Genomic DNA, 20,510 nt, shown 5'->3' on the forward strand with positions numbered 1-20,510 from the left:
AAACTGACAGAACGGGAATCGCAACCTATATGTGTACCGCTTTGAAGAGGAATATCATGCGATCCCATGGTTATGCTGCCCTGACCGCCTCCCTTCTCGTGCTGGTTATCGTACTTCTGTGTGCAGCCGGCTGCACTACGGCACAGAAGACCGATACGGCGACTCCTGCCCCGACCTCTGCCTCCACATCAGCAGGAGTGATATCCGCAACGGCAGCGGCAAAGACTGCGAATATCGATACGACGATAGGTGTCCATTTTAACGATTACGCGTGTCTTGACGTGCAGAAAGAGATGCGCGTCTCGTACCTCTACCCTGACGAGAAGTATATCCTTTCCGCAACCACCCCGGGTCCAGGTACCGTGAACGTCAACATCATCTTCCTGGACACGAACGACCATATCGCCCTCCAGGCGGTCCAGCCGAAGTGGGACAGCGTGAACAAGAAATGGGTGTACGAGGGAATTGTGCCGGTTGTCCAGTTCAACGACGTCACTGCACCGGTGCAGAAGACCTTCACCATTAAGAACCAGGGGCAGTATTATCTTTGTGTCGACGACCGCAAGGAGACCGGCGTGAACGATGCCATCTACCAGGTTCCGGTCAAACTGCTGAAGATCGCTTAGCCTCTCCTTTTTTTTACAATGGTGATGGCACGGTCACCGGGCATCAGACCGTGCAGTTCTTATTGCAGGTCTTTTCATGCTGTATATACGGGTATATGTGAGTGATGCGTGATGGAATCCTATCCGATCCTTCTTGGCGGGGAGAAGAAACAGACGGCTGAAACAATCCAGGTCCGGTTCCCGTATACGGGCGAACGCTATTGCCAGGTCTGCCAGGCTGGTACCAGTGACCTGAAAGCAGCGGTAACAAGTGCCGTGGCCGGGTTCGGGAAGACGAAACGTCTCTCCTCCCATGCCCGGGCTGAGATACTCTGTAATCTCGCGGACGAGATCCATCGGCGCTCGGCCGACTTTATTGATGTCATGATCATGGAAGGGGGCAAGACCCGGAAGTTCGCCACGACTGAAGTGGCCAGGGCCGAGGTGACCGTCCGGACTTCCGCAGAGGAGGCAAAAAGGATCTATGGCGAGATCATCCCCCTTGACCTGAGCGAGGACATGCAGGGAAGGACCGGATTCCTCCAGCGCTTCCCGCTCGGGCCGGTGGTTGGTATTGTCCCCTTCAATTTTCCGCTCAACCTCGCCTGCCATAAGCTTGCCCCGGCGATTGCAGCCGGGAACTCCGTAGTCCTTAAACCCGCGTCTGTAACGCCGGTCTCAAGCCTGATCCTCGGGGACATGGCTGTCGCTGCGGGCCTGCCCCCGGAAGCGATCAGCGTGGTTCCGTGCGCCGGCGCCCGGGCAGAAGCCCTTGTCCGTGACCCCCGGGTCGCCTACCTCTCCTTTACCGGCAGCTGTGCGGTCGGCTGGCACCTGAGGGAGATTGCCGGAAGGAAGAAAGTGGGGCTGGAACTGGGCGGGAACGCTGCAGTGATCGTGCATGACGACGCGAACCTTGCATTTGCGGCTCAGCGGATCGCAACCGGCGGCTTCATCAACGCCGGGCAGGTCTGCATCTCGGTCCAGCGGGTGCTTGCCCACCGGCCGGTATACGAGGAGATCGTGGAGAAGATCCTCGCGGCCACAAAGGCACTGAAGTTCGGTGACCCACGGGATCCGTCTACGGATGTGGGCCCGATGATCGACCGGCTGAAGGCTGAGGAGGCCTACCGGAAGGTGCAGGAAGCGATCCGACAGGGCGCCCGGGCGCTCACCGGCGGGACGCTCAAAGAGACGATGTTTACCCCCACGATGCTGGTCGATACAACGCCCGCGATGCGGGTGAACCGCGAGGAGGTCTTCGCGCCCGTCATCTCGGTCACGCCGTACGATGATTTCGCCGATGCCATACGGATCGCGAACGCGGGCGAGTACGGGCTCCAGGTGGGCATCTTCACGCAGAACATTAACCGGGCGATGCGGGCCTTCGCGGAGATGGATGTCGGGGGTGTGATGGTGAATGACATCCCCACGTTCCGTGCCGACCAGATGCCGTACGGCGGGGCGAAAGGTTCGGGGCTCGGCCGGGAAGGCCCGCGGTTCGCGATCGAGGAGATGAGCGGGCTCCGGCTGATGGTGATCAACCGGCAGGGAGGGACGGAATAAAGAAACGATCTTTTCCGGCCTATTTTATTCGATATGGAGCATTTCCGGTAAGAACGATTTCATCAGCTGCTCGATGTGAGTGTACGCCTTTTTGTGGTCGATATAGATCCGGAATGAACCGCGATCCTTTGTTGAGATGGTCAAAAACCCGGAGAGCAGCACCGGCTTTTTCAGCTCGATCTTCGTGATATCCGCTTTTTCCGCCGAGTAAATCTCCTGATCTTCCAGTTCATGTATCGACTTCTGGCGCGTGTCCACAGTCGTCCCGAAGAGTTCGTCCATCATGAACGAACTGAACTGGACGCCTTTCGAGGACTCTGCGTTCAGATCAGGGTTCTGGATCACAAAGAGTCGTCTGGTTGTCGCATACACCCCGTATCCCCCGGTGGAGGAACCGATTGCCCCGGCGATTGCACCGCCGAGGCCCTCACCCGAGACTTTCAACGTGATGCTCGAGATCCCGCCAAGGTACCCTTCCTGGCCTGCCATCTCCTTCTGGGGCTCCCCGACCGTTATTGCCTCGATGGCTGCAATGAGCGAGCCCTTTGCATCATACACCGGGGAACCCTTGCCCCACAGCAGCATCGGTTTGCCCCGGATGGTGATATGCTCCACGTCCCCGATGTAGGTATCTCCTGCTTTCTTTATCCCGGTTCCGGAGCCTGCACTGGGCCGGATAATGTGATCGATGAGCATGAGCTTCGGCTTGCCGTAGAAGGGAACCGAGTACTCGTAATTGCCTTTTCCGATCATGGATGAGGCAGAGATTCCCGTCAGTTCTTCAAGCCCCTTGTTCCACGCGATGATCACACCTTTTTTGTCCACGGCAAAGACCGGGTTGTCCAGCGACTGGATCGTTTCGACAAGTCCCCCCCAGTCAGCGGGCCCCTCCTGGGGTGCCGGGGCAACAGCGGGTGCTGGGCTGGCTCTTGCCGGTGCTGCCGATGTACGTGCCGCCACAGGCTGTTTCGGGCTCCCGATAGAGACCAGACCCCCCGTATCCCTCCCTGAGACCTGGTATTCCGAAACAGCGCCGGTACCCGTGAAAAAACCATGGTAACTCCACTGGAGAACCACCGGTTTTCCATCGCCACCGGCAATGCTGTGTTCCATGAGGATGTCGGGTTTGATCGCCGAGAGGTTCTGGAGCCGGAGGAGGACCACCTGCCGCTCATCATCCGGCAGGAGGGAGAAGAAACTGGTCTTCAGTAACTCCTCGTACGGCCTCCTGAAAAAATGGAGCCCGGATTCACTGGCAAACCGGAATGAACCGTCCGGGCCGATCCGGCAGATGATGTCTGTATGGTTCTCGATAGCGGACTGGTAAAATCTCCCCCATTCCGTCAGTTCTTGTTCGGCACGCCGCTCGGGCACGCGTTTCCTGATGAACTCTATGAGCTTCGTTATCTCCGGGCCTGCCTCCGCCCCCCCCTTCTGCAGGTAATAGTCCGCCCCGGTGTTCAGCGCATCGATGGCGATATGGGCAAGGCGCTTGGCTGTCACCATGATAAAGATAGACTGGCAACCCCGCGCCCGGATCTCCTGAAGCAGTGTGATACCGTCCATGTCCGGCATCGCATAATCCGAGATGATCACATCAAAATATTGGGTGTTGATGAGCTCCAGGGCCTCGGCGACGGTCGATGCTGATACGATGGAAAACCCGGGCTCGCGCTCAAGTCTCTGCGTAAAGGCGTCCAGGAACAGGGGCTCAGCGTCTATGCATAAAATAGATATCATCTGTGGATCCTGCATGTGATTTCCCCTTGTAGATATAGTCACATTCTTTTCTCCCATGGTAAAATAAATTGTGTAATCGTATCCGGGAAGTCCGGTCCCGGAGAAATCCAGTTTTATCTGCTGACAGGACAACACATCCCTCATGCAGATCGCAGTTGCCGGTGCAGCCGAGACGACGCGGCAGGAATACAAAACGGCATATGCCGTCGGCCGTCTCATCGCCGGGAGTGGTGCAGTGCTGGTCTGCGGCGGGCTTGGCGGGGTGATGGAAGCCGCATGCAGGGGTGCCCGGGACCATGGCGGCACCACGGTGGGGATCATCTCCGGCACCGGTGACGGGAACCCGTACCTCGATATCGTGATCCGGACCGGGCTCGGCCATGGCCGGAATGTCCTTGTCGCCCAGTCAGGGGATGCGATGATCGCCGTCGGCGGCAGTTACGGAACCCTCTCGGAGATCGCGATCGCCCTGAAGACCGGGTGCCCGGTCTTCGGCCTCTCCACGTGGAAGATTGAGGGCGTGGTGAAGTGCAGTACCCCGGAGGAAACGGTGAAGATGGCGGTCGAAGCGGCGCGCAACCGGTCCCCCCGGGCCGGAACGGGATGACTGGCAGGGGCAGCCGGGGACGAACGGCCACATGCTCCCTTAATCGTCTGCCGCGTCTACGTATGCTGTAATGAGGATCGCGCTGGTCAACTCCCGGCAGGACACGGCAGGTCTGAATATCCGGCACCACATCGAGCACCTGCTCGACACCGGGGCCGGGATACCGGGGCAGGAAAACGGCAACACCTACAATTTTTATGATGTTGGAGAACGGCTGATCCATGCAGAGGCGGTCGACCGGGAGATCGAAGCCGACCTCCTTATCTTCCTCTCCCGCCACTCCAGCGTCAACCCGGTCCCCATCCTCACCGTCCACGTCACCGGGAACTTCGGTGCAGCGGAACTCGGCGGCAGTCCCCGGACCCTCGCCCCCGCCGCTCCGGCCATGATGCAGGCAACGCTGCGGGCCCTTGCCCGGCACTGTCCCGAAGGCTACCGGGTCTCGTACGAGGTGACCCACCACGGGCCGACCGGCCTCTCGCTCCCGTCGTTCTTTGTCGAGATCGGCAGCACAGAGAAGGAATGGGGCGATCCCGTGGCCGGCAGGGCGGTGGCTGAGAGCGTGCTGTCGGCAGTCCCGCAGGAGCCGGTCCCGCTCATCGGGTTTGGCGGCACCCATTACGCGGCCCGGGAAACGGAGATCGCCCTCACATCCCGGGGGGCATTCGGCCACATTGCCCATACCCGCGAGATTGCGGCACTTGACAATGAGATGGTGCGCTCGATGATGGAGAAGAGCGGGGCGGTTGGCGCTTATATCGACCGGAAAGCACTTGACCGCGAAGTGCTCAACCGGTTATCAGGGATGCTTGAGGCACTGCAGATCCCACGACTCTCCGAGAGCGAGATCACCGCACTGGGCCACCTGTCCTGGGACACGTATTGTGCGATCCGGAAGATGGCCGGGGGGGTATCGCCCGGATCAAGGTGCTACATCCACGCACTCTCACGTGCGGGTACACCGGTGCTTGTACGGGCAAATCCTGTTTTACTGGCCGAAACCGTCAAAACGGACGAGCCGGGCCTGTTAAAAAATCTAACCAATCTGCCCGTTGTTCATCTTTCCACGCACGATAATCGCCTGCTTCCCGAATTCATTACCTATACGGAACATTCGGCCCAAATAATAAATGATTTAAATACATTGTGCGTAAAAATCATACGTAGTAAAGAGATCACTGCAACGGAGAGAGATTACCTGATCATTACCAAGGTACGGTTCGATCCCAAAAAAGCGCGCGAACTGGGAGTTATACCCGGACCTTCCTACAAGGAGCTGGCAGGGGGCCGGCCGGTAGTTGTTGATCAGAGGACAATCACACCGGACCTGGTGTCTTCCCGCAGTGAAGTCAGAATCCACATCCCGGGGTTGGAGAAGTTTTCATGAGGTCAATTGTTGAAGAGGCACTCACTAAGGCGAGGGACGAAACCGTGTCCCCCACGCAGAATAACGAAGACCTTGACCAGATTCTCGCTGAGCTCAAGACCGAGATCGCGGTCATCGGCTGCGGAGGCGGAGGGTCGAACACGATCTCCCGCATGATGGAGGAGGGTATCCACGGGGCGAAGCTCATTGCCATGAACACGGATGCCCAGCACCTGATCCGCACCCGTGCGGACCAGCGTATCCTTCTCGGCCGGCAGCGGACCCGCGGTCTCGGCGCCGGTTCCATCCCGCAGATAGGGGAGGAAGCGGCCCTCGAGAACGAACAGGAGATCCGTGCGGCCGTTTCCGGCTGCGACATGGTCTTCATCACGGTCGGGCTCGGCGGGGGTACCGGTACCGGTGTCGCGCCGGTCGTGGCAAAGGCCGCCCGGGAGGAAGGGGCCCTCACGATCGCGATTGTCACCCTGCCGTTCGCCGCGGAAGGGTCCATCCGCATGGAGAATGCAGAAGCCGGCCTCGAGCGCCTTCGGGACGTGGCTGATACGGTCATTGTTGTGCCCAATGACAAGCTGCTCGAGATTGTCCCGAAACTCCCCCTCTATGCTGCCTTCAAGGTCGCGGATGAAGTCCTGATGCGTGCGGTCAAGGGCATCACCGAGCTGATCACGATGCCCGGGCTCGTGAACCTGGACTTTGCCGATGTGCGCACGGTCATGGAACGCGGCGGCGTCGCGATGATCGGGATGGGCGAGAGTGACAGCGAGGACAAGGCCGCAGATTCGGTCAAGAAGGCGATCCGCTCCCCGCTTCTCGACGTGGATATCAGCGGTGCAACTGCCGCGCTTGTCAACGTGGTCGGAGGCCCGGACATGACCATGGAAGAGGCGGAGGGTGTGGTGCAGGAAGTCTATTCCAGAGTCGACCCGAACGCCCGGATCATCTGGGGTGCTCAGATCGACCCGGCGATGGAAGACAAGATGCGGTGCCTGCTGGTGGTCACGGGCGTACGGTCGCCACAAATATATGGTCGTAGTGAGAAGCTTACCCCCAAAGTACAGAAACAGTTTGAGATCGATTTTCTCAAGTGAGCGGATATGGAAATTTCAAAGTCTGAAAACAAAACGAGCGTCATACACGAGGAATTGTTCCGTAAGTACCTCCGGGTCTTAAAACTCGCGCGCACTCCCACCCGGGACGAGTTCACCAAGATTGCCACCGTTGCAGCAGCCGGCGTCCTCCTTGTCGGCATGATCGGGTTCATCATCTTCGTCGGATTCGAACACAAGACCATGCTGGGATTCTGATCCCCGATGTCTATGACTCAGCCTCCCACCCCCGCAGCTCCGCAGGCTCCGGCCACCCCCGAAGTATTTGTCAACCGGATCTTTGCGATCAAGACGACCTCCAAGCAGGAGCGCACGGTAGCGGATAATATCCTCAAGGCGATTGAGACCAAGGCAATCGATGTCAAGGTGACCGCGATCATCGTGCCCAACGAGCTCCAGGGCTACGTGCTCGTCGAGACCCCCGAGAAGATGAACCGTATCGAGCAGCTCGTGGAGAAAGTTGCCCACGCGCGTTCGGTGATCAAGGGCGAGACGAGCCTTGCCGAAGTCGGCCACTTCCTCATCCCGAAGCCGGTCGTCTCCGGTATCGAGGAAGGCACGATCGTTGAGCTGATCGCAGGACCCTTCAAGGGCGAGAAGGCCGTGGTAAAAAGGGTCGATTCCGCAAAGGAAGAGATCACGGTCGAGCTCTACGAGAGCGTTGTCCCGATCCCGATCACGGTCCGCGGGGATAATGTCCGGGTCGTTGAGAAGTACTCCGACCAGAAATAACTCAGCTCTTTTTCATTTATCAATGCAGGCCGACCGTACAGGTTTATGAGCGGCGGGATCCGGATAGAGATTTTCCCCCCGATTCCCCCACCGTGCCCGGGCCTCCCATCAATACCTTTATCATGGATTTTCTCCGATTCCCATCCAAGAGGAGAGGACGTTTATGAAAAGTATCACCGCAGAAAAACTCCGGCTTGACCATGAACCCGTGGCCATTCTCTGGAGCAATACCAAACCCGAAGGTGCATTGCAGATAAAACCGCACGGGCAGAGCTGCATTATGCCATTCTTTGCGCAGGTCGCAACGAAGGGAAAGACCGCCGTGTTCGACCGGGAGAGCTATGGCTGCCCCGGTGCCCGTGCAGGACTCGGGTTCGGCAACGGGTACTACGATGCCTTTGGTGGCGCCGGTGTCGAATTCATGGCTGCATTCTTTGTAAAAGGGCAGGAGAGCAGCAAGAACAGGGAGGCCTATTGTGCAACCGTGCAGCATATTCCCGAGCGGGATCGGGCGAAGTTCCTGCATGGCGAACGCCTTCATAAGAATACGGAGAAGGCAAAGCGGTTCATGACCGCAGACCTCCCGATCACGGATATAGCCGAGAAGTACGTGATCTTCACCCCCTTGGGCAAGGTGAAGCCCGGCGAGCGCCCGGTCGTCGTGGTGTTTGTTGCCGATCCGCTGCAGATCACCGGGCTCGTCACGCTCGTCGGGGCGGTCCGCGAGGGCACCGATCCCGTGCGGGTCCCGCCCATGGCCGCCTGCCAGCAGATCGGGGCATTCGTGTACGACGAGGCAAAGAAGGAGCATCCCCGGGCAGTGCTCGGGTACACGGACCTTGCCGCACGGGCGAATGTGGGCAAGACGATCCCTCCGCATATGTTCACCTTTGCCGTGCCGTTTTCCCTTTTCGAGGAGATGGAAGAGGAGGCGAAAGATGGTGTGTTCGACGGCCCGATCTGGAAAGGACTGGCCGCAGAGCAGTGATGGAGGGTGATCATGACAGAAACGGATTTCAGGGAAATTGGGGCAAGGCTGAAGACCGCATTCAGGCTTTCGACACGCCCCCTTGTGGTGTACGGATCGGAAGTCCTGCCGGCGGGCGTTCCCCGGCTGGCTGAGGTGAACCGGTGTTTTGCCGTCTCCCTTTACCGGATGGCGACAGGAACTGAGGTATCAGCGATCTATCTCAGTGCCGACACCAGCGAGGGCTGTTGTCCTGGCGGGCTCTACCATGTGGGGTATATTCCGGTGCCCGATGATATCAAATATTTCGTATCGACCGGCAGGAAAGACGTCCGCGGCGGGGCGGCGGAATACCTGAAAGCAAGCCCGGATCTTGTCGAACGCTGCACGGTGGCGGCAGGGCCGATCCGCTCCCCGGGAAAATATCTTGTCGTGCAGGCATGCGAGACCCTTCCGGATGCCGGACCTGCCATCAGATCCCTCTGCTGCTTTGGTACGGGCGAGCAGATCCGGAACATGGCGGCACTCATCCACTTTGACCGGGATGACCCGTTCTCACCCGTCATCGTTCCCTGGGGATCTGCCTGTTCGACCTATATCACGTTCCCGGCGGGCCTTGCGGAAAACACGCCCCGCGACACCGCGTTCATGGGCCCGCAGGACCCGACGCAGAACCATTCCCTTCCCCCGGAGATGATGGCGCTGGGCATTCCCGCAGACATGGCCGAACGAATGGTAAAAAATCTGGACGCCTCATTTATTGTACGGAGACCGCAGGTGGCATTTCCCGGCCACGGGAAGCGGCTGGACCGGTAGGCTGCCGGATATACCATTAAAATAAATTTTTCAGGGATCCAGGAAAATTATCAGGACCGATCATCGTTTCAGACGATGCTCCCGGTACATCTTCTCGAGCTCGGCGAGGTCGTTCACCGGTGTCGGGATGACCTGTGAATCATTATCCATAATCGCTTGTGCAAGATTCCTGAAGACCTCCGCTTCAGTTGATCCAGGAGAGAACTCCACCACGGCCCGTCCTTCCATCTCGCACGCCTGGATCACAGAACTCCGGGGCACGAACCGGACAAACGAAGTCCCCAGTTTTTTTGCAAATTCCGGGATGACTGCGTGCTCGAACGCATCATCACCGTTGCTGTTGCAGATGATCCCGGCAAGCCCGGTATCCCCCCGCTTGGCGAGGCGCTGCACGGCCCGGGCAATGTTGTTTGCCGCATAAATGCTCATGAATCCGCCGGAACAGACAAGGTAGATCTCTTTTGCGAACCCTTCGCGGATGGGCATCGAAAATCCCCCGCAGACAACGTCGCCGAGTACATCGTAAATCGCCACATCGATCTTGTAGGTCTCGAATGCGTTGAGGTCCTTTAAGATCTGCAGCGCTGTCAGCACGCCCCGGCCGGCACAGCCGACTCCAGGCTCCGGGCCCCCGGCCTCGACAAGGTAGATCCCGCCGGGCGATTTGAAGACGATATGGTCCAGTTTGATCGCATATTCGTCCCTGCCCACCCTCAGCTGTTCCCGGTGCTCTTCCAGGACCGCGGGGATAAACCGACCCCCGGCAAGGATCCTCGTCGAGTCCCTCTTGGGATCGCAACCGACCTGCATGACGGTATGCCCCATTTCGTTCAGCGCCGCAGACAGGTTTGAGGCAATCGTGCTCTTCCCGATGCCCCCTTTGCCGTATATCGCGATTTGTCTCATGCTTTAATTCACCACTTCGCCTCGTACCTTCTCTCTTTTGAACGCCACCCCATCGTCCATTCGTTCTGGACACACTCGAAGAGGTTCAGGATGCCGGTATAGCCGAAATATTCCCGGTTGATCATCCTGAACTGGCGCATCATTCTCACCACTTCGACCACGTATGCCACCGGAAGTCCCTCGCTGGCATGCCGTTCGATGGTGCTCCCGAATATGACCTTCGGCCTTATCTCCCGTAAGCTCATCCTCGTCTTGTATACGTCCGTGCCATACACGACTCTGGGGCTGAGCCCGAGTTCTTTCAGTTCCTTTTCAAGGAGTTCCCGCACCGGGCGCTGCGACGTGTAGAGAGCCACGAGTTCCGGTGTCATCTCCATCTCCTCGGTGACAAACCGGACCAGCGGGATCCCGATCGTGGCATCGGCAATGATCGCGGCAGGAGTCCGGTACAGGAACCGCGCCATCGGCATCTTGCGCCTGCACGTCGCTGTCACCATTCGCTCGCCTTCCGCAACCATGCCCTCCACTGTTTTCTGCGCATCGAACCGCTCCCCGAGCGCAGCCAGCCATCGCTGCGTGTTGGTCAATCCTATGGGGAGCGGCATCCCCCTTAAAATCTGTTCGATACCATAGGCCGAAGAAAGATAATCCGCTGCTTTCTGCCCGGCATCGTGGCTGAGCAGGAGAGATGTCTCGGCAGATGCCACCTTCTCAATCTCAGAAAGGGGAGTCTTGTGGGTGAGCGTGGCAACAACCCGGACACCCATCCGGGAAAGGACCTGCTGTACCCATGCAAGGTCTGCAGTCCAGGTCGGGTTGGCATTCGCGTGGGGAGCGATAAGGCAGACCGATCCCGACCTCTTCTCCCCCCCATTCTTCACCAGTCTTTTCAGGAGGGTATCCAGTGCAATGTCGATGCCGTCATACTGCGATCCCCTGAACCCGGCACAGGGAATGGGTACAAGCCTGAACTTCACCTCCGGCTGCAGGGTCTCGCATACCGCAACGATGTCATCACCGACAATCTCGGGCCCGCATGCACTGATTACGAACAGGGAGGAGATGGGGAGATCTTTTGCCTCCCGGATCGTCCGGGCAAGGATGTCTTCACCGCCGTGCACGATCTCGTTTACGCACAGTTTTGTACAGAGCGTAACCGTCTCCATATAGTCGCACTCCTGCGAGGCAAAGGCATTGTTGACAAGGTACTCGCACCCCTGGGGGGAATGAGCAAGCAGGGCGGAACCGGAGACACCCAGCGCTGTTTGGGCTGCGCCGTTGAAGGCGCACCGGAGGTAGGGGTCGGTACATGACTCCGGGGAAGGGATCCTCCGCCCGGCTGGCTCTTCACCGTTTTCCGGTTCCATAAAGCATCCCCCTGAAGAGGCGCGAGCGCGGGAGGTCCTTGTTCTCCAGTGCCTGCCTGACGAGAGCAGCGATGTTTTTGATCCCCTTGTAGCCGTACTGGGGCTGGAACGCCGGGTTCATGAGCGTCAGGTTCACCACCGGGCAGGGCGGGAACCGGCCGGAGTTCCCGAAGAAGATCGCGTTATCATACCCTTTTACAATCGCTTCCAGCTCGTCCTCGGTCTCTTTTGACGAGCGGAAGCTCCCCAGCCGGAAGAGTCCTTTTGTCAGGATAATTTCCGGGTTGACGCCGGTCTCTAACAGGAACTTGATACTGGGCATCCGCTCCTTGATCGTATACGGGTGAACATTGATTACGACCGGATGTGCCCCGAACTCCGCTGCCATCCGTGCAAGGGAGAGGGCCCGGATCGGCCCGGGAAATTCCGATATCTCGATGATTGCGGTTTTTCCCGAGAGGGCCTGCCGCAGATAGGTAAGATCCGGCTCAACCTCTCGCATTTCCTGCTCAATCACCTCAAGCGCTTTTTCCTCCATGCCAAGAGGAGTTGCAACACCGAGCAGCCACTCTCTGGTTGCCTCAGGTCCGTAGGGTTGCCCGGTCCTGCTGTACGGGATACCGAACCGTTCCTGCATCAGGTCGCCGAGCTTCTGCCCCCAGTCGTAACACCACGAGGCATTCAGCTCGACTTCCCGGGCATGTTTAATCTGCTCGACCGTACATCCTCCCGCGATGATGGCGTTTATCCTTATGCCGATCTTATCAAGGAGCCGTTCAATCTCGTCCATGTCCCAGTTGAACTCCGTGGGTGACGGCCCCCAGCGGGCCCCAAGGATGTTGATCGTCCCTTTCATCATCTTTTCCGGGGGCTCCATCAGCTCCATGATGAGCTTGAACGCATCCTCGTACCCGCTCCGGAAGTCGCCGCCGAAGCCCTCGCTCCTGAGCGCAAGCACCCTGCAGCCGACCTGCTTTTCGGCTTCACGGGCAATGCTCTCGACATCGTCACCGATGATCCCGGAACAACAGCAGGAGAGGATAACGATGAGGTCGGGATGGTACTTTTGATACGCTTCTTTCACTGCTTCCAGGAGTTTTCCCTCGCCTCCGTAGATGATGTGGCTTTCATCCAGGGTGGTGCAGGCAGTGGGTTCGAGCGGGACGCCCCGTATCTCGCAGCATTCACGGGTCCTGACAAAGTCAGACATGTAGAGCGGGCATCCCGTGGGGCCGTGTACGAGAGGGACAACGTGCCGGATACCGCTGATAACGTAATATGCAGTGAAAAATTTGCACATGGGAGCGTGCGATGCCTGCAGCTTGGGGATCATCTCGCCGGTCTCCACTTTCTCCAGCAGCTGCTGCAGGTTGCCGTGAAATACGATGGACTCGTTCTCCATGATTCACACAGTTTCCCATCACGCACGGGCGGTAAATAGTTATTGACTGATTTTTTATGGAGAATACGGGGATAAGAAGCCAGCCGGCGTTTTACCCGCAGACAAAAGGTATGAAGGGGTTGACCCTGGACAGGAAAGCCTCTCATGAAATGAATTCAGCGTCGTTCCGCCAGCAGGTAGATTACAACATGCGAACCGAATTTACCACCGATTTCAATGGTTTTCAACTCACGGATCCTGAAATACGGGGAGACGAGGTCCTGCAGTTCGGATTCTGATGAGAAATAGTGTGTTGTCCCGATCCGTGTTTTCCGGAATTTCCCGCTCCCGCCAAACTGGGGGTCCTGTTCGGGGAAGTAGACGGAGAGGTATGTGGCACAGGGGGTTCAGGATCCGGAGCACATTCCTGATATACGTCTGGTGGTCTTTCGGCAAGATGTGGTGTAACAGTTCCCAGTCAAATGCAAAATCAAACGTGCCGGTCACTTCCTGCCGGTTGACGGGGAGATCGGCAACGATGAACCGGCACCGCCCGCCTTTTTCCCGTGCGTTCTTTTCTGCAATACTGATCGCTGTTTGTGAACTGTCGACTCGGGTCACGTCAAACCCGGGACCTGATTGGGAATATTCGAGTAACAGACTCTGAAATATCAATAAAAAAATTTCTGCGTTACCTTTAACGTTTGGTACAGTGACTACTGGCGTGATTATTCAGACCAGCTAAAAAACCGATCTATACTCCATGATATGATCACCTCTACCCAGTCTCACCGTGTTACAGAACTGATCAGAGATTCGCGTGCATATTACTGTCTCGAATGTGGTAAATGTACTGCACGATGTCCTATCGCACGAGCTGACAAATCCTTCTCTCCTGTTCTGAATATTGCAAAAATTATCCGCGGATATGATCGGGAGATATGGCGCGACAGGGCCATCTGGGCATGCATGATCTGTGAAGCCTGTAGTACTGCCTGTCCCTCCGGTGTGGATTACCCTCGTCTCGTCCTTGGAATGAGGGCTGAAGCATTAAAATCTGGAGAAGAGCGATCGCATCGCTCGGAACTTGAGCATCTCTTCCTAGGTGAAGGATCAAGGGAAGGGTTTGGGGTTTTCCGTAAAGTATCTGCAGTACAAACAACTCTCTCCGGGTATGACGGGGGAGTAGTCACTTCCCTGCTCATCAAAGGGATGAAACGGAATTTTTTTGACTCTGCGATAGTTGTCCGGAGAGGAAATAACAAGAAGAACGAGGCTGTTATTGCGGAGGATCCTGATGATATTATCAGTGCGAAAGGTTCAAAATACGAACTGCTCCCGATACCAGAAAAATTTGTCGAAGCAGTACAAGAGAGAGGGAAGAAGAGGATTGCAGTGGTTGGACTTCCCTGTCAGATATTCGGATTACGGGAGATCCAGAGGTCTATGCCGGATGTAGATCTCACGGCCATCGGTCTCTTCTGTATGGAAAACTTCAGGTATTATCTCCTGAAAAAAAGAATTAAAGATCTCCTGCATGTAGATCTGGATACTGTTGAGAGAGCAGTCATATCGAAAGGGAATTTCATCGTCTCGGACAGAGGGAAGACGGTCTCATGCAGGGTGAAAGATCTGATAACTGCCGTCAGGACCGGTTGCCTGTTCTGCACCGATTTCACCTCAGAACTGGCTGATATATCAGTCGGAATGGTCGGAAGCCCAGACGGATACTCTACGGTTATTGTGAGAACACAGAAAGGAGAAGAACTTTTTAATCTTTTAAAGGATCGCGACAGTACTTCAGCAGACAATGGTGAGATAGCCAGAATGGTCTCACGGAAAGATAAGCATGGAATTGATCAGCTAAGAAAATATCTCTCTCTTTTTTGGGATGCAGATGAAAGATAGTGTGCTTGTTATCGGAGGAGGGGTAGCAGGAATTCAGGCAGCTCTTGATCTTGCTGAAAAAGGGTTGAATGTATATCTCGTCGAGAAGAGTCCGAGTATCGGGGGCAGAATGGCCCAGCTGGATAAGACGTTTCCGACCAATGACTGCTCCATCTGTATCCTTGCTCCAAAGATGATCGACTGCTTCAATCATCCGAATATCACCGTGTATTCGTATTCTCAGGTAAAAAAGATGAGTCGCCTTGGGGATTCTTTCCACGTTCAGATCATCACCAGACCACGATACATCGACGAAGAGAAATGCACCGGATGCGGTGACTGCATAACCGCATGCCCATATCAGGCCCCGGACATCTTCAATGTCGGGCTTGGATCTGGTCGCAGCATACACCTCTACTTCCCGCAGGCAGTCCCACGGGTAGCACTGATCGATTGGGATACCTGCATCAAGTGCGGTAACTGCGTGAAGGTATGCAATGCAGAGGCAATTAATCTGGATCAGAAGTCCAGGGAATTTTCACTTGATGCACGGGCTATCATCGTCGCAACCGGGCTGGACGTCTTTGATCCATCGTCAATCCCTGAATACGGATACGGTGAATACCCGAATGTGATCACTTCGATACAGTATGAGCGTCTGATCAATGCTTCCGGTCCTACCGGGGGACATCTGGTAAGAATCTCCGACGGACGTCCGGTAAAGAGACTCGCATTTATTCAGTGTGTGGGATCCCGGGATGTGAAGAATAATCCGTACTGCTCCGCGATATGCTGCATGTTCTCGACTAAGAGCGCAACCCTGGCACGGGAGCATGATCCTGATATCGAAAATTTTATCTTTTATACGGAGTTGCAGGCATCAGGGAAGAGGTTTCAGGAGTACATCGTACGGGGAAAAGCGGAGTATGGAATACAGTATATTCAGGCAAAACCCGGAGAGATCCGGGAGACTGCAGATAATAACCCGGTGCTATGGTATTATGACCGCCAGAGTTCGGAGGTAAAGAAGATCACGGTAGATATGGTTGTTCTTGCGGTTGCCCTTCAGCCAAGCCATGGGGCCGGAGAACTCGCCGGGATTCTTGGTATCGATATCGATGAGAACGGGTTTTTTTCATGCAGGGATATGCTGTTTGCTCCGTCTGATACGAAAGTTCCCGGTATTTTTGTCTGCGGATACAGCAAGAGACCGGTGGATATCACCGATGCGGTGATAAGCGCGAGCGGTGCATCTGCACGGGCGGCAGAGTATATCTGCATCCTCCGGGAATCGCTCACCAGTTCCCTGACCGGACAGCAGGATACCAGAAGCGGGTTTAGATCATGAATGAAGTCCGGATAGGTGTATTTGTCTGCCATTGCGGGACAAATATTGGCGGGTTTGTTGACGTCCCGGGGGCCATTGAATATGTGAAGAAACTCCCGGGGGTAGTATATGCAGAGCAGGATCTCTATACCTGTGCGGATAACGGGCTCACAGCAATAAAGGCAGCTATTACCGATCACCAGTTAAACAGGATTGTTGTTGCTGCCTGTACTCCGAGGACCCATGCACCTCTCTTCAGATCTGCCTGCAGGGATGCAGGACTCAATCCGTATCTCTTTGAGTTCGTGAATATCCGGGACCAGTGCTCATGGGTTCACATGAACGAGAAGGAGAAAGCTACCGCGAAGGCGAAGGATCTTTTGAGGATGGGCATCGCGAAAGCGGCACTTCTCGAACCGGATGAGGATATATCTGTTGATGTTGAGCCGTCTGCACTGGTGATCGGCAGTGGAATCGCAGGTATGACTGCAGCTCTCAGTCTGGCAAAACAGGGTTTTTTGGTTTATCTCGTCGAGAAGGAGAGAGAACTTGGGGGTATGCTCAAAAATCTGCACTCTCTTTTTCCCTCGTACCAGGACTCTGCCCAATCTTTAAAGCCCATTCTGGATGAAGTGAGATCCACTGAAAAGATAACTGTACTCGTATCATCCGTGATTCAGGATCTGAAAGGGTTTATCGGTAATTTTGATGTGATTGTTAACCGGAACGGAGAGGAGATCCCCCTCCGTGTCGGTACAATCATCGTTGCAACCGGAGCAGTCCCTTTTGAACCAGAAGGACTGTATCGATATCATGATTCTGATCAGGTGATCACCCAGTTCGAACTCGAAAAGATGATGAATGCCGGTTTTGCACCTCCTGAAGATATCGTGATGATACAATGTGTCGGTTCACGGGGTCAGTCAGTCTCGTACTGTTCGCGAATCTGTTGTATGGTTGCGATAAAGAATGCCATCCTGCTCAAAGAGATGAATCCCGATGCACGGATCTCTATCCTGCACAATGACATACAGGTATACGGAGCGGACTACGAAACCCAGTACCGAAGAGCACGGGAGACGGGCATTAAATTCATTAAATTCTTGCCTGAACGGCCGCCAACCGTAGGTGACAGAATTTGTACTGTCTATGATCCGGTGCTCAGGAGAGAACTGGATATTCGGTCAGATATGGTGGTACTCTCAACACCGCTTGTCCAGACCACGGAAGCGGAACAACTCTCAAAGGTCCTGAAGGTTCCTCTCGGACAGGACAAATTTTTCTTCGAAGCCCATTTAAAAATTCGTCCGGTTGATTTTGCGAACGACGGAATATACGTATGCGGAACAGCACGGGGACCGGCCGGGATACCGGAGAGTGTTGAACAAGCGCTTGCGGCCGCATCGAGAGCCGGGATCCCGATGTGGAACCGGGTTTTTAAAATCGATGCCATCAGCAGTATGATCGATCCTGATCTCTGCACCGGATGTGGCGTCTGTGAGAATCTCTGCCCGTACGGGGTGATACGGATCGAGAATAAGAAGGCACGAACCCTACGAGCGCTCTGCAAGGGATGCGGGAACTGTGGTGCTGCATGTCCTACCCATGCGATAACCATGTCTCATTTCACCGATGAGCAGATTCATGCACAGATCCATGCTGCTTTTCAGGAACGACGGGAAGATGAGATCAAGATAATTGCCTTCTGCTGCAACTGGTGTAGTTATGCAGGAGCGGATTTTGCAGGTGCGGCCAGGTTCCAGTATCCTCCGAATACCAGGATCATCAGGGTTATGTGCTCTGCACGGGTTGATCCGGTCTTTGTCTTTGATGCTCTCACCGAGGGGGCGGATGGGGTACTCATCTCCGGATGTCATCTGCAGGACTGTCATTACATAGACGGGAACCTGGAGACATTGCGGAGATATAACCTCCTTCATACTGTCTTTGAACGATATGGACTGGATGAGCGGATACGACTCGAGTGGGTATCTGCATCAGAAGGCGAGAAATTTTCTGAGATCACGAAAAGTTTTATTGACCGGATCCGATCCCTCGGAAAGATGGGAGAGGATGACCGGAAGAATCTGGAGCACCTCAAAGCGGTGTTTCAGGGAAAGAAGCTTCGTCTGATACTTGGTCTTGCAAGAAAGAGCATACAGAAAGGTGTTTCGGAAGAGCGGTACGGAGAGAGACTTTTAAGTACTATCCTTCAGGAGATGGAAGCTGCTCTGAGAGATGATGAGAAAGCCAGGATGTTAAAGGCAGATACAAGGACAATATCTGCAAATCTCTCATCATCTGTTCTGGCCAGAGGAGATCGCCTTGTCATTACCGGAGCGGTGACCGGATCTCTGCCTCCGGAAATTGCTATCTGGATCTTTGGGGATGAGTTCCGGTTTTATGATAGTGTTCCTGTTGAGGTCGGGAATACCTTCCAATATACTCTCCCCCCGGCCATGACGGAGAAGATGAAAACCGGTGAGTATTCCGTTATACTGCAGCATCCAGGAGAAAATAACCGGTTCGATCTGGTCTGGATGATCACTGAAGAAGGAGTGGTTGTAAAAAACACCGTGAATGATAAACAGATCCGGTTTGAGTGTTCCCTGACAGGTAGTTCAGCGGTAGCTGCACTCACTGATATGATCACGACCGATGGTCTTGATGATTTATTGGTACATATTCCGTTCTCTGTTCAGGAGCCGTTCATCAGGATCGATCCTATGTCTGATAAGGAGATGGGAGAGTCATTTACCATCTCAGGATTTACAAATATCAGTGAAGGAGAAGAGTTATCCGTGGTAATCTCTCCAATCCGATCGGAAAGGAGGAGGTTTTACCCGGTTGATGATTGTATTCTGAAAGCGCATGTCAGATCCGGGAATGAAGGCGAAAATCCATGGTCAACCGATGTCGCATGTTCATTGAAAAAACCGCAGGAGTATGAGGTCTTGGTCAGATCCGGGATCGGGATCGTTTCAGTCGGGAAAATATCAGTGAAATGGAGATAGGAATAAAATCCGGTTGAATGAGAATGCACGGGTAGAATCCGGATTTGCCTTGATAATGAAAAAGTAAAAAAATGGGCTCTGGAGAAAACCTTATTTCATTCAATCAATCTCTCAACTTTTTCCACAGATATCGCATCGCGGGGGTGTCTTTCGTGTCCAAAGGACAGGACAGGCTCACAGGAAATATTCGACAGAATATTTCCGAGTTTGCCTCAGCGGCGGGGGTGAACTGGAGGCGAAACCCCTAGGAGCGTCTTTACAAACATATCCTGTACGATTTCTCCAGAGCCCAAAAATGAATTCTATGAACTTTTTTCCGGAATTTCTATTAATTTCTCGGCTCATCGCTAGCGTCGTTCAGCTAACACTGATACCGCACAATGCGGGCCATACTTGGCGCTGACTTCCATGGTTTTCAGTTCCCGGATCGTAAAATACGGGGAGATGAGGTCTCGCAGCTCGGACTCCGATGAGAAATAGAGCGTTGTCCCGATCCGGGTCTTCCGGTACTTCCCGGTGCCGCCAAACTGGGGGTCTTTCTCGCTGAAACAGACGGAAAAGTACGTTGCTCCGGGGTTCAGGATTTTATGTACATTTTTAATATAGGTCCCCCGGTCTTCCGGGAATATATGGTGCAGGAACTCCCAGTCATAGGCAAAGTCAAACGTGCCCTTCACTTCATGCAAATTGCCGAGGAGATCCGCGACAATGAACCCGCACCGGACTCCCCGTTTTTTTGCATTTTCTCCGGCAATTTTTATTGCCGTGGGAGAACTGTCGACGCCGGTGACATCGAACCCGAGACCTGCCAGGTATATCGCATAGTTGCCGGCACCGCACCCGAGATCGATGGTTTTGCAGGGCCGGACGATCCCGTCCTGCACAAGCTCAACAAGTGCGTCGGGAGGGGTCTCGCTGTTCCAGGGAATGTTATCCAGCGGTATGGTCCGGTAAATCCTGTCGACATTGGCATATTTCATGCATGCCACCCTGAGGGAGTAATCAATTGGGGGAGGGTTTCAATGTTTCCCCGTTTTCTCCCGACGGGAACAGCTTCTTTTTCTTTTCACATTTTCGTTGCCCTTTTCTCCGGTTCTGATAT

General features: G+C 55.1%; 19 protein-coding genes and 1 pseudogene. 14 read left to right on the forward strand and 6 right to left on the reverse strand.

Annotation, left to right across the window (positions count from 1 at the left end; all coding sequences use genetic code 11):
* Positions 1–56 precede the first annotated feature (56 nt).
* Entirely contained in the window at positions 57–626 is a 570-nt protein-coding gene (locus ABSG49_RS00565; RefSeq protein WP_424024147.1) for a hypothetical protein, read from the forward strand.
* A 111-nt stretch (positions 627–737) separates the two neighbouring features.
* Positions 738–2,171, forward strand: a complete 1,434-nt coding sequence (locus tag ABSG49_RS00570) for an aldehyde dehydrogenase family protein (protein ID WP_424024148.1) — start codon at positions 738–740, stop codon at positions 2,169–2,171.
* Between the two features lie 24 nt (positions 2,172–2,195).
* Here ABSG49_RS00570 and ABSG49_RS00575 read toward each other — a convergent pair whose 3' ends face one another.
* Positions 2,196–3,911 carry a response regulator gene (locus tag ABSG49_RS00575; RefSeq protein WP_424024149.1) on the reverse strand — a complete coding sequence of 572 codons (1,716 nt, stop codon included), beginning with the start codon at positions 3,909–3,911 and terminating at the stop codon, positions 2,196–2,198.
* 142 nt (positions 3,912–4,053) lie between these two features.
* Here ABSG49_RS00575 and ABSG49_RS00580 point away from each other — a divergent pair, with 142 nt between their 5' ends.
* The 7 genes from ABSG49_RS00580 to ABSG49_RS00610 all read left to right on the forward strand — a co-directional run bounded on the left by ABSG49_RS00580 (position 4,054) and on the right by ABSG49_RS00610 (position 9,526).
* Entirely contained in the window at positions 4,054–4,518 is a 465-nt protein-coding gene (locus tag ABSG49_RS00580) for a TIGR00725 family protein (RefSeq protein WP_424024150.1), read from the forward strand.
* A 70-nt stretch (positions 4,519–4,588) separates the two neighbouring features.
* A complete protein-coding gene (locus ABSG49_RS00585; RefSeq protein ID WP_424024151.1) occupies positions 4,589–5,905 on the forward strand; it encodes a D-aminoacyl-tRNA deacylase in 1,317 nt (438 codons plus the stop codon).
* Complete coding sequence (ftsZ, locus tag ABSG49_RS00590; RefSeq protein WP_424024152.1) at positions 5,902–6,993, forward strand: cell division protein FtsZ; 1,092 nt, start codon at positions 5,902–5,904, stop codon at positions 6,991–6,993. The genes ABSG49_RS00585 and ftsZ overlap by 4 nt, the downstream gene beginning before the upstream one ends.
* A 6-nt stretch (positions 6,994–6,999) precedes the next feature.
* Positions 7,000–7,209 (forward strand): protein translocase SEC61 complex subunit gamma, encoded by a 210-nt coding sequence (locus tag ABSG49_RS00595; RefSeq protein ID WP_424024153.1) that lies wholly within the window; start codon positions 7,000–7,002, stop codon positions 7,207–7,209.
* Between the two features lie 12 nt (positions 7,210–7,221).
* Complete coding sequence (locus tag ABSG49_RS00600; protein ID WP_424024601.1) at positions 7,222–7,743, forward strand: transcription elongation factor Spt5; 522 nt, start codon at positions 7,222–7,224, stop codon at positions 7,741–7,743.
* Positions 7,744–7,906: 163 nt separating this feature from the next.
* Complete coding sequence (locus tag ABSG49_RS00605) at positions 7,907–8,731, forward strand: DUF169 domain-containing protein (protein ID WP_424024154.1); 825 nt, start codon at positions 7,907–7,909, stop codon at positions 8,729–8,731.
* 12 nt (positions 8,732–8,743) lie between these two features.
* Positions 8,744–9,526, forward strand: a complete 783-nt coding sequence (locus ABSG49_RS00610; protein WP_424024155.1) for a DUF169 domain-containing protein — start codon at positions 8,744–8,746, stop codon at positions 9,524–9,526.
* Positions 9,527–9,586: 60 nt separating this feature from the next.
* Here ABSG49_RS00610 and ABSG49_RS00615 read toward each other — a convergent pair whose 3' ends face one another.
* From ABSG49_RS00615 to ABSG49_RS00625, 3 genes are read right to left on the reverse strand one after another with little or no spacing between them, the layout of a single operon-like run.
* Entirely contained in the window at positions 9,587–10,432 is an 846-nt protein-coding gene (locus tag ABSG49_RS00615; RefSeq protein WP_424024156.1) for a nucleotide-binding protein, read from the reverse strand.
* An 8-nt stretch (positions 10,433–10,440) separates the two neighbouring features.
* A complete protein-coding gene (locus ABSG49_RS00620; protein ID WP_424024157.1) occupies positions 10,441–11,799 on the reverse strand; it encodes a nitrogenase component 1 in 1,359 nt (452 codons plus the stop codon).
* Positions 11,780–13,201 (reverse strand): nitrogenase component 1, encoded by a 1,422-nt coding sequence (locus ABSG49_RS00625; protein ID WP_424024158.1) that lies wholly within the window; start codon positions 13,199–13,201, stop codon positions 11,780–11,782. Before ABSG49_RS00625 ends, ABSG49_RS00620 begins: the two co-directional genes overlap by 20 nt.
* A 56-nt stretch (positions 13,202–13,257) precedes the next feature.
* Between ABSG49_RS00625 and ABSG49_RS00630 the strand changes: the two genes are divergently transcribed.
* On the forward strand, positions 13,258–13,479 hold the full coding sequence (locus ABSG49_RS00630; protein WP_424024611.1) for a hypothetical protein: 222 nt from the start codon (positions 13,258–13,260) through the stop codon (positions 13,477–13,479).
* On the opposite strand, the gene ABSG49_RS00635 is transcribed toward ABSG49_RS00630, so the two are convergent.
* Positions 13,430–13,801 (reverse strand): class I SAM-dependent methyltransferase, encoded by a 372-nt coding sequence (locus tag ABSG49_RS00635; RefSeq protein ID WP_424024159.1) that lies wholly within the window; start codon positions 13,799–13,801, stop codon positions 13,430–13,432. The genes ABSG49_RS00630 and ABSG49_RS00635 overlap by 50 nt on opposite strands.
* Positions 13,802–13,948: 147 nt before the next feature.
* Between ABSG49_RS00635 and ABSG49_RS00640 the strand changes: the two are divergent.
* The 4 genes and pseudogenes from ABSG49_RS00640 to ABSG49_RS00655 form a co-directional block, all read left to right on the forward strand.
* Positions 13,949–14,179 (forward strand): annotated as a pseudogene (locus tag ABSG49_RS00640) (4Fe-4S dicluster domain-containing protein); the annotation flags it as partial.
* 36 nt (positions 14,180–14,215) lie between these two features.
* Positions 14,216–15,088 carry a Coenzyme F420 hydrogenase/dehydrogenase, beta subunit C-terminal domain gene (locus ABSG49_RS00645; protein WP_424024602.1) on the forward strand — a complete coding sequence of 291 codons (873 nt, stop codon included), beginning with the start codon at positions 14,216–14,218 and terminating at the stop codon, positions 15,086–15,088.
* Positions 15,078–16,415 (forward strand): FAD-dependent oxidoreductase, encoded by a 1,338-nt coding sequence (locus ABSG49_RS00650; protein ID WP_424024160.1) that lies wholly within the window; start codon positions 15,078–15,080, stop codon positions 16,413–16,415. The genes ABSG49_RS00645 and ABSG49_RS00650 overlap by 11 nt, the downstream gene beginning before the upstream one ends.
* Positions 16,412–19,408, forward strand: coding sequence for a hydrogenase iron-sulfur subunit (locus ABSG49_RS00655; RefSeq protein ID WP_424024161.1), 2,997 nt, complete (start codon positions 16,412–16,414; stop codon positions 19,406–19,408). The genes ABSG49_RS00650 and ABSG49_RS00655 overlap by 4 nt, the downstream gene beginning before the upstream one ends.
* Before the next feature lie 347 nt (positions 19,409–19,755).
* Here ABSG49_RS00655 and ABSG49_RS00660 read toward each other — a convergent pair whose 3' ends face one another.
* Complete coding sequence (locus ABSG49_RS00660; RefSeq protein ID WP_424024162.1) at positions 19,756–20,388, reverse strand: class I SAM-dependent methyltransferase; 633 nt, start codon at positions 20,386–20,388, stop codon at positions 19,756–19,758.
* Positions 20,389–20,510: the final 122 nt, after the last annotated feature.

Origin of the sequence: Methanoregula sp. (genome assembly GCF_049510175.1) — an archaeon.
Classification (GTDB): Archaea; Halobacteriota; Methanomicrobia; order Methanomicrobiales; family Methanospirillaceae; genus Methanoregula.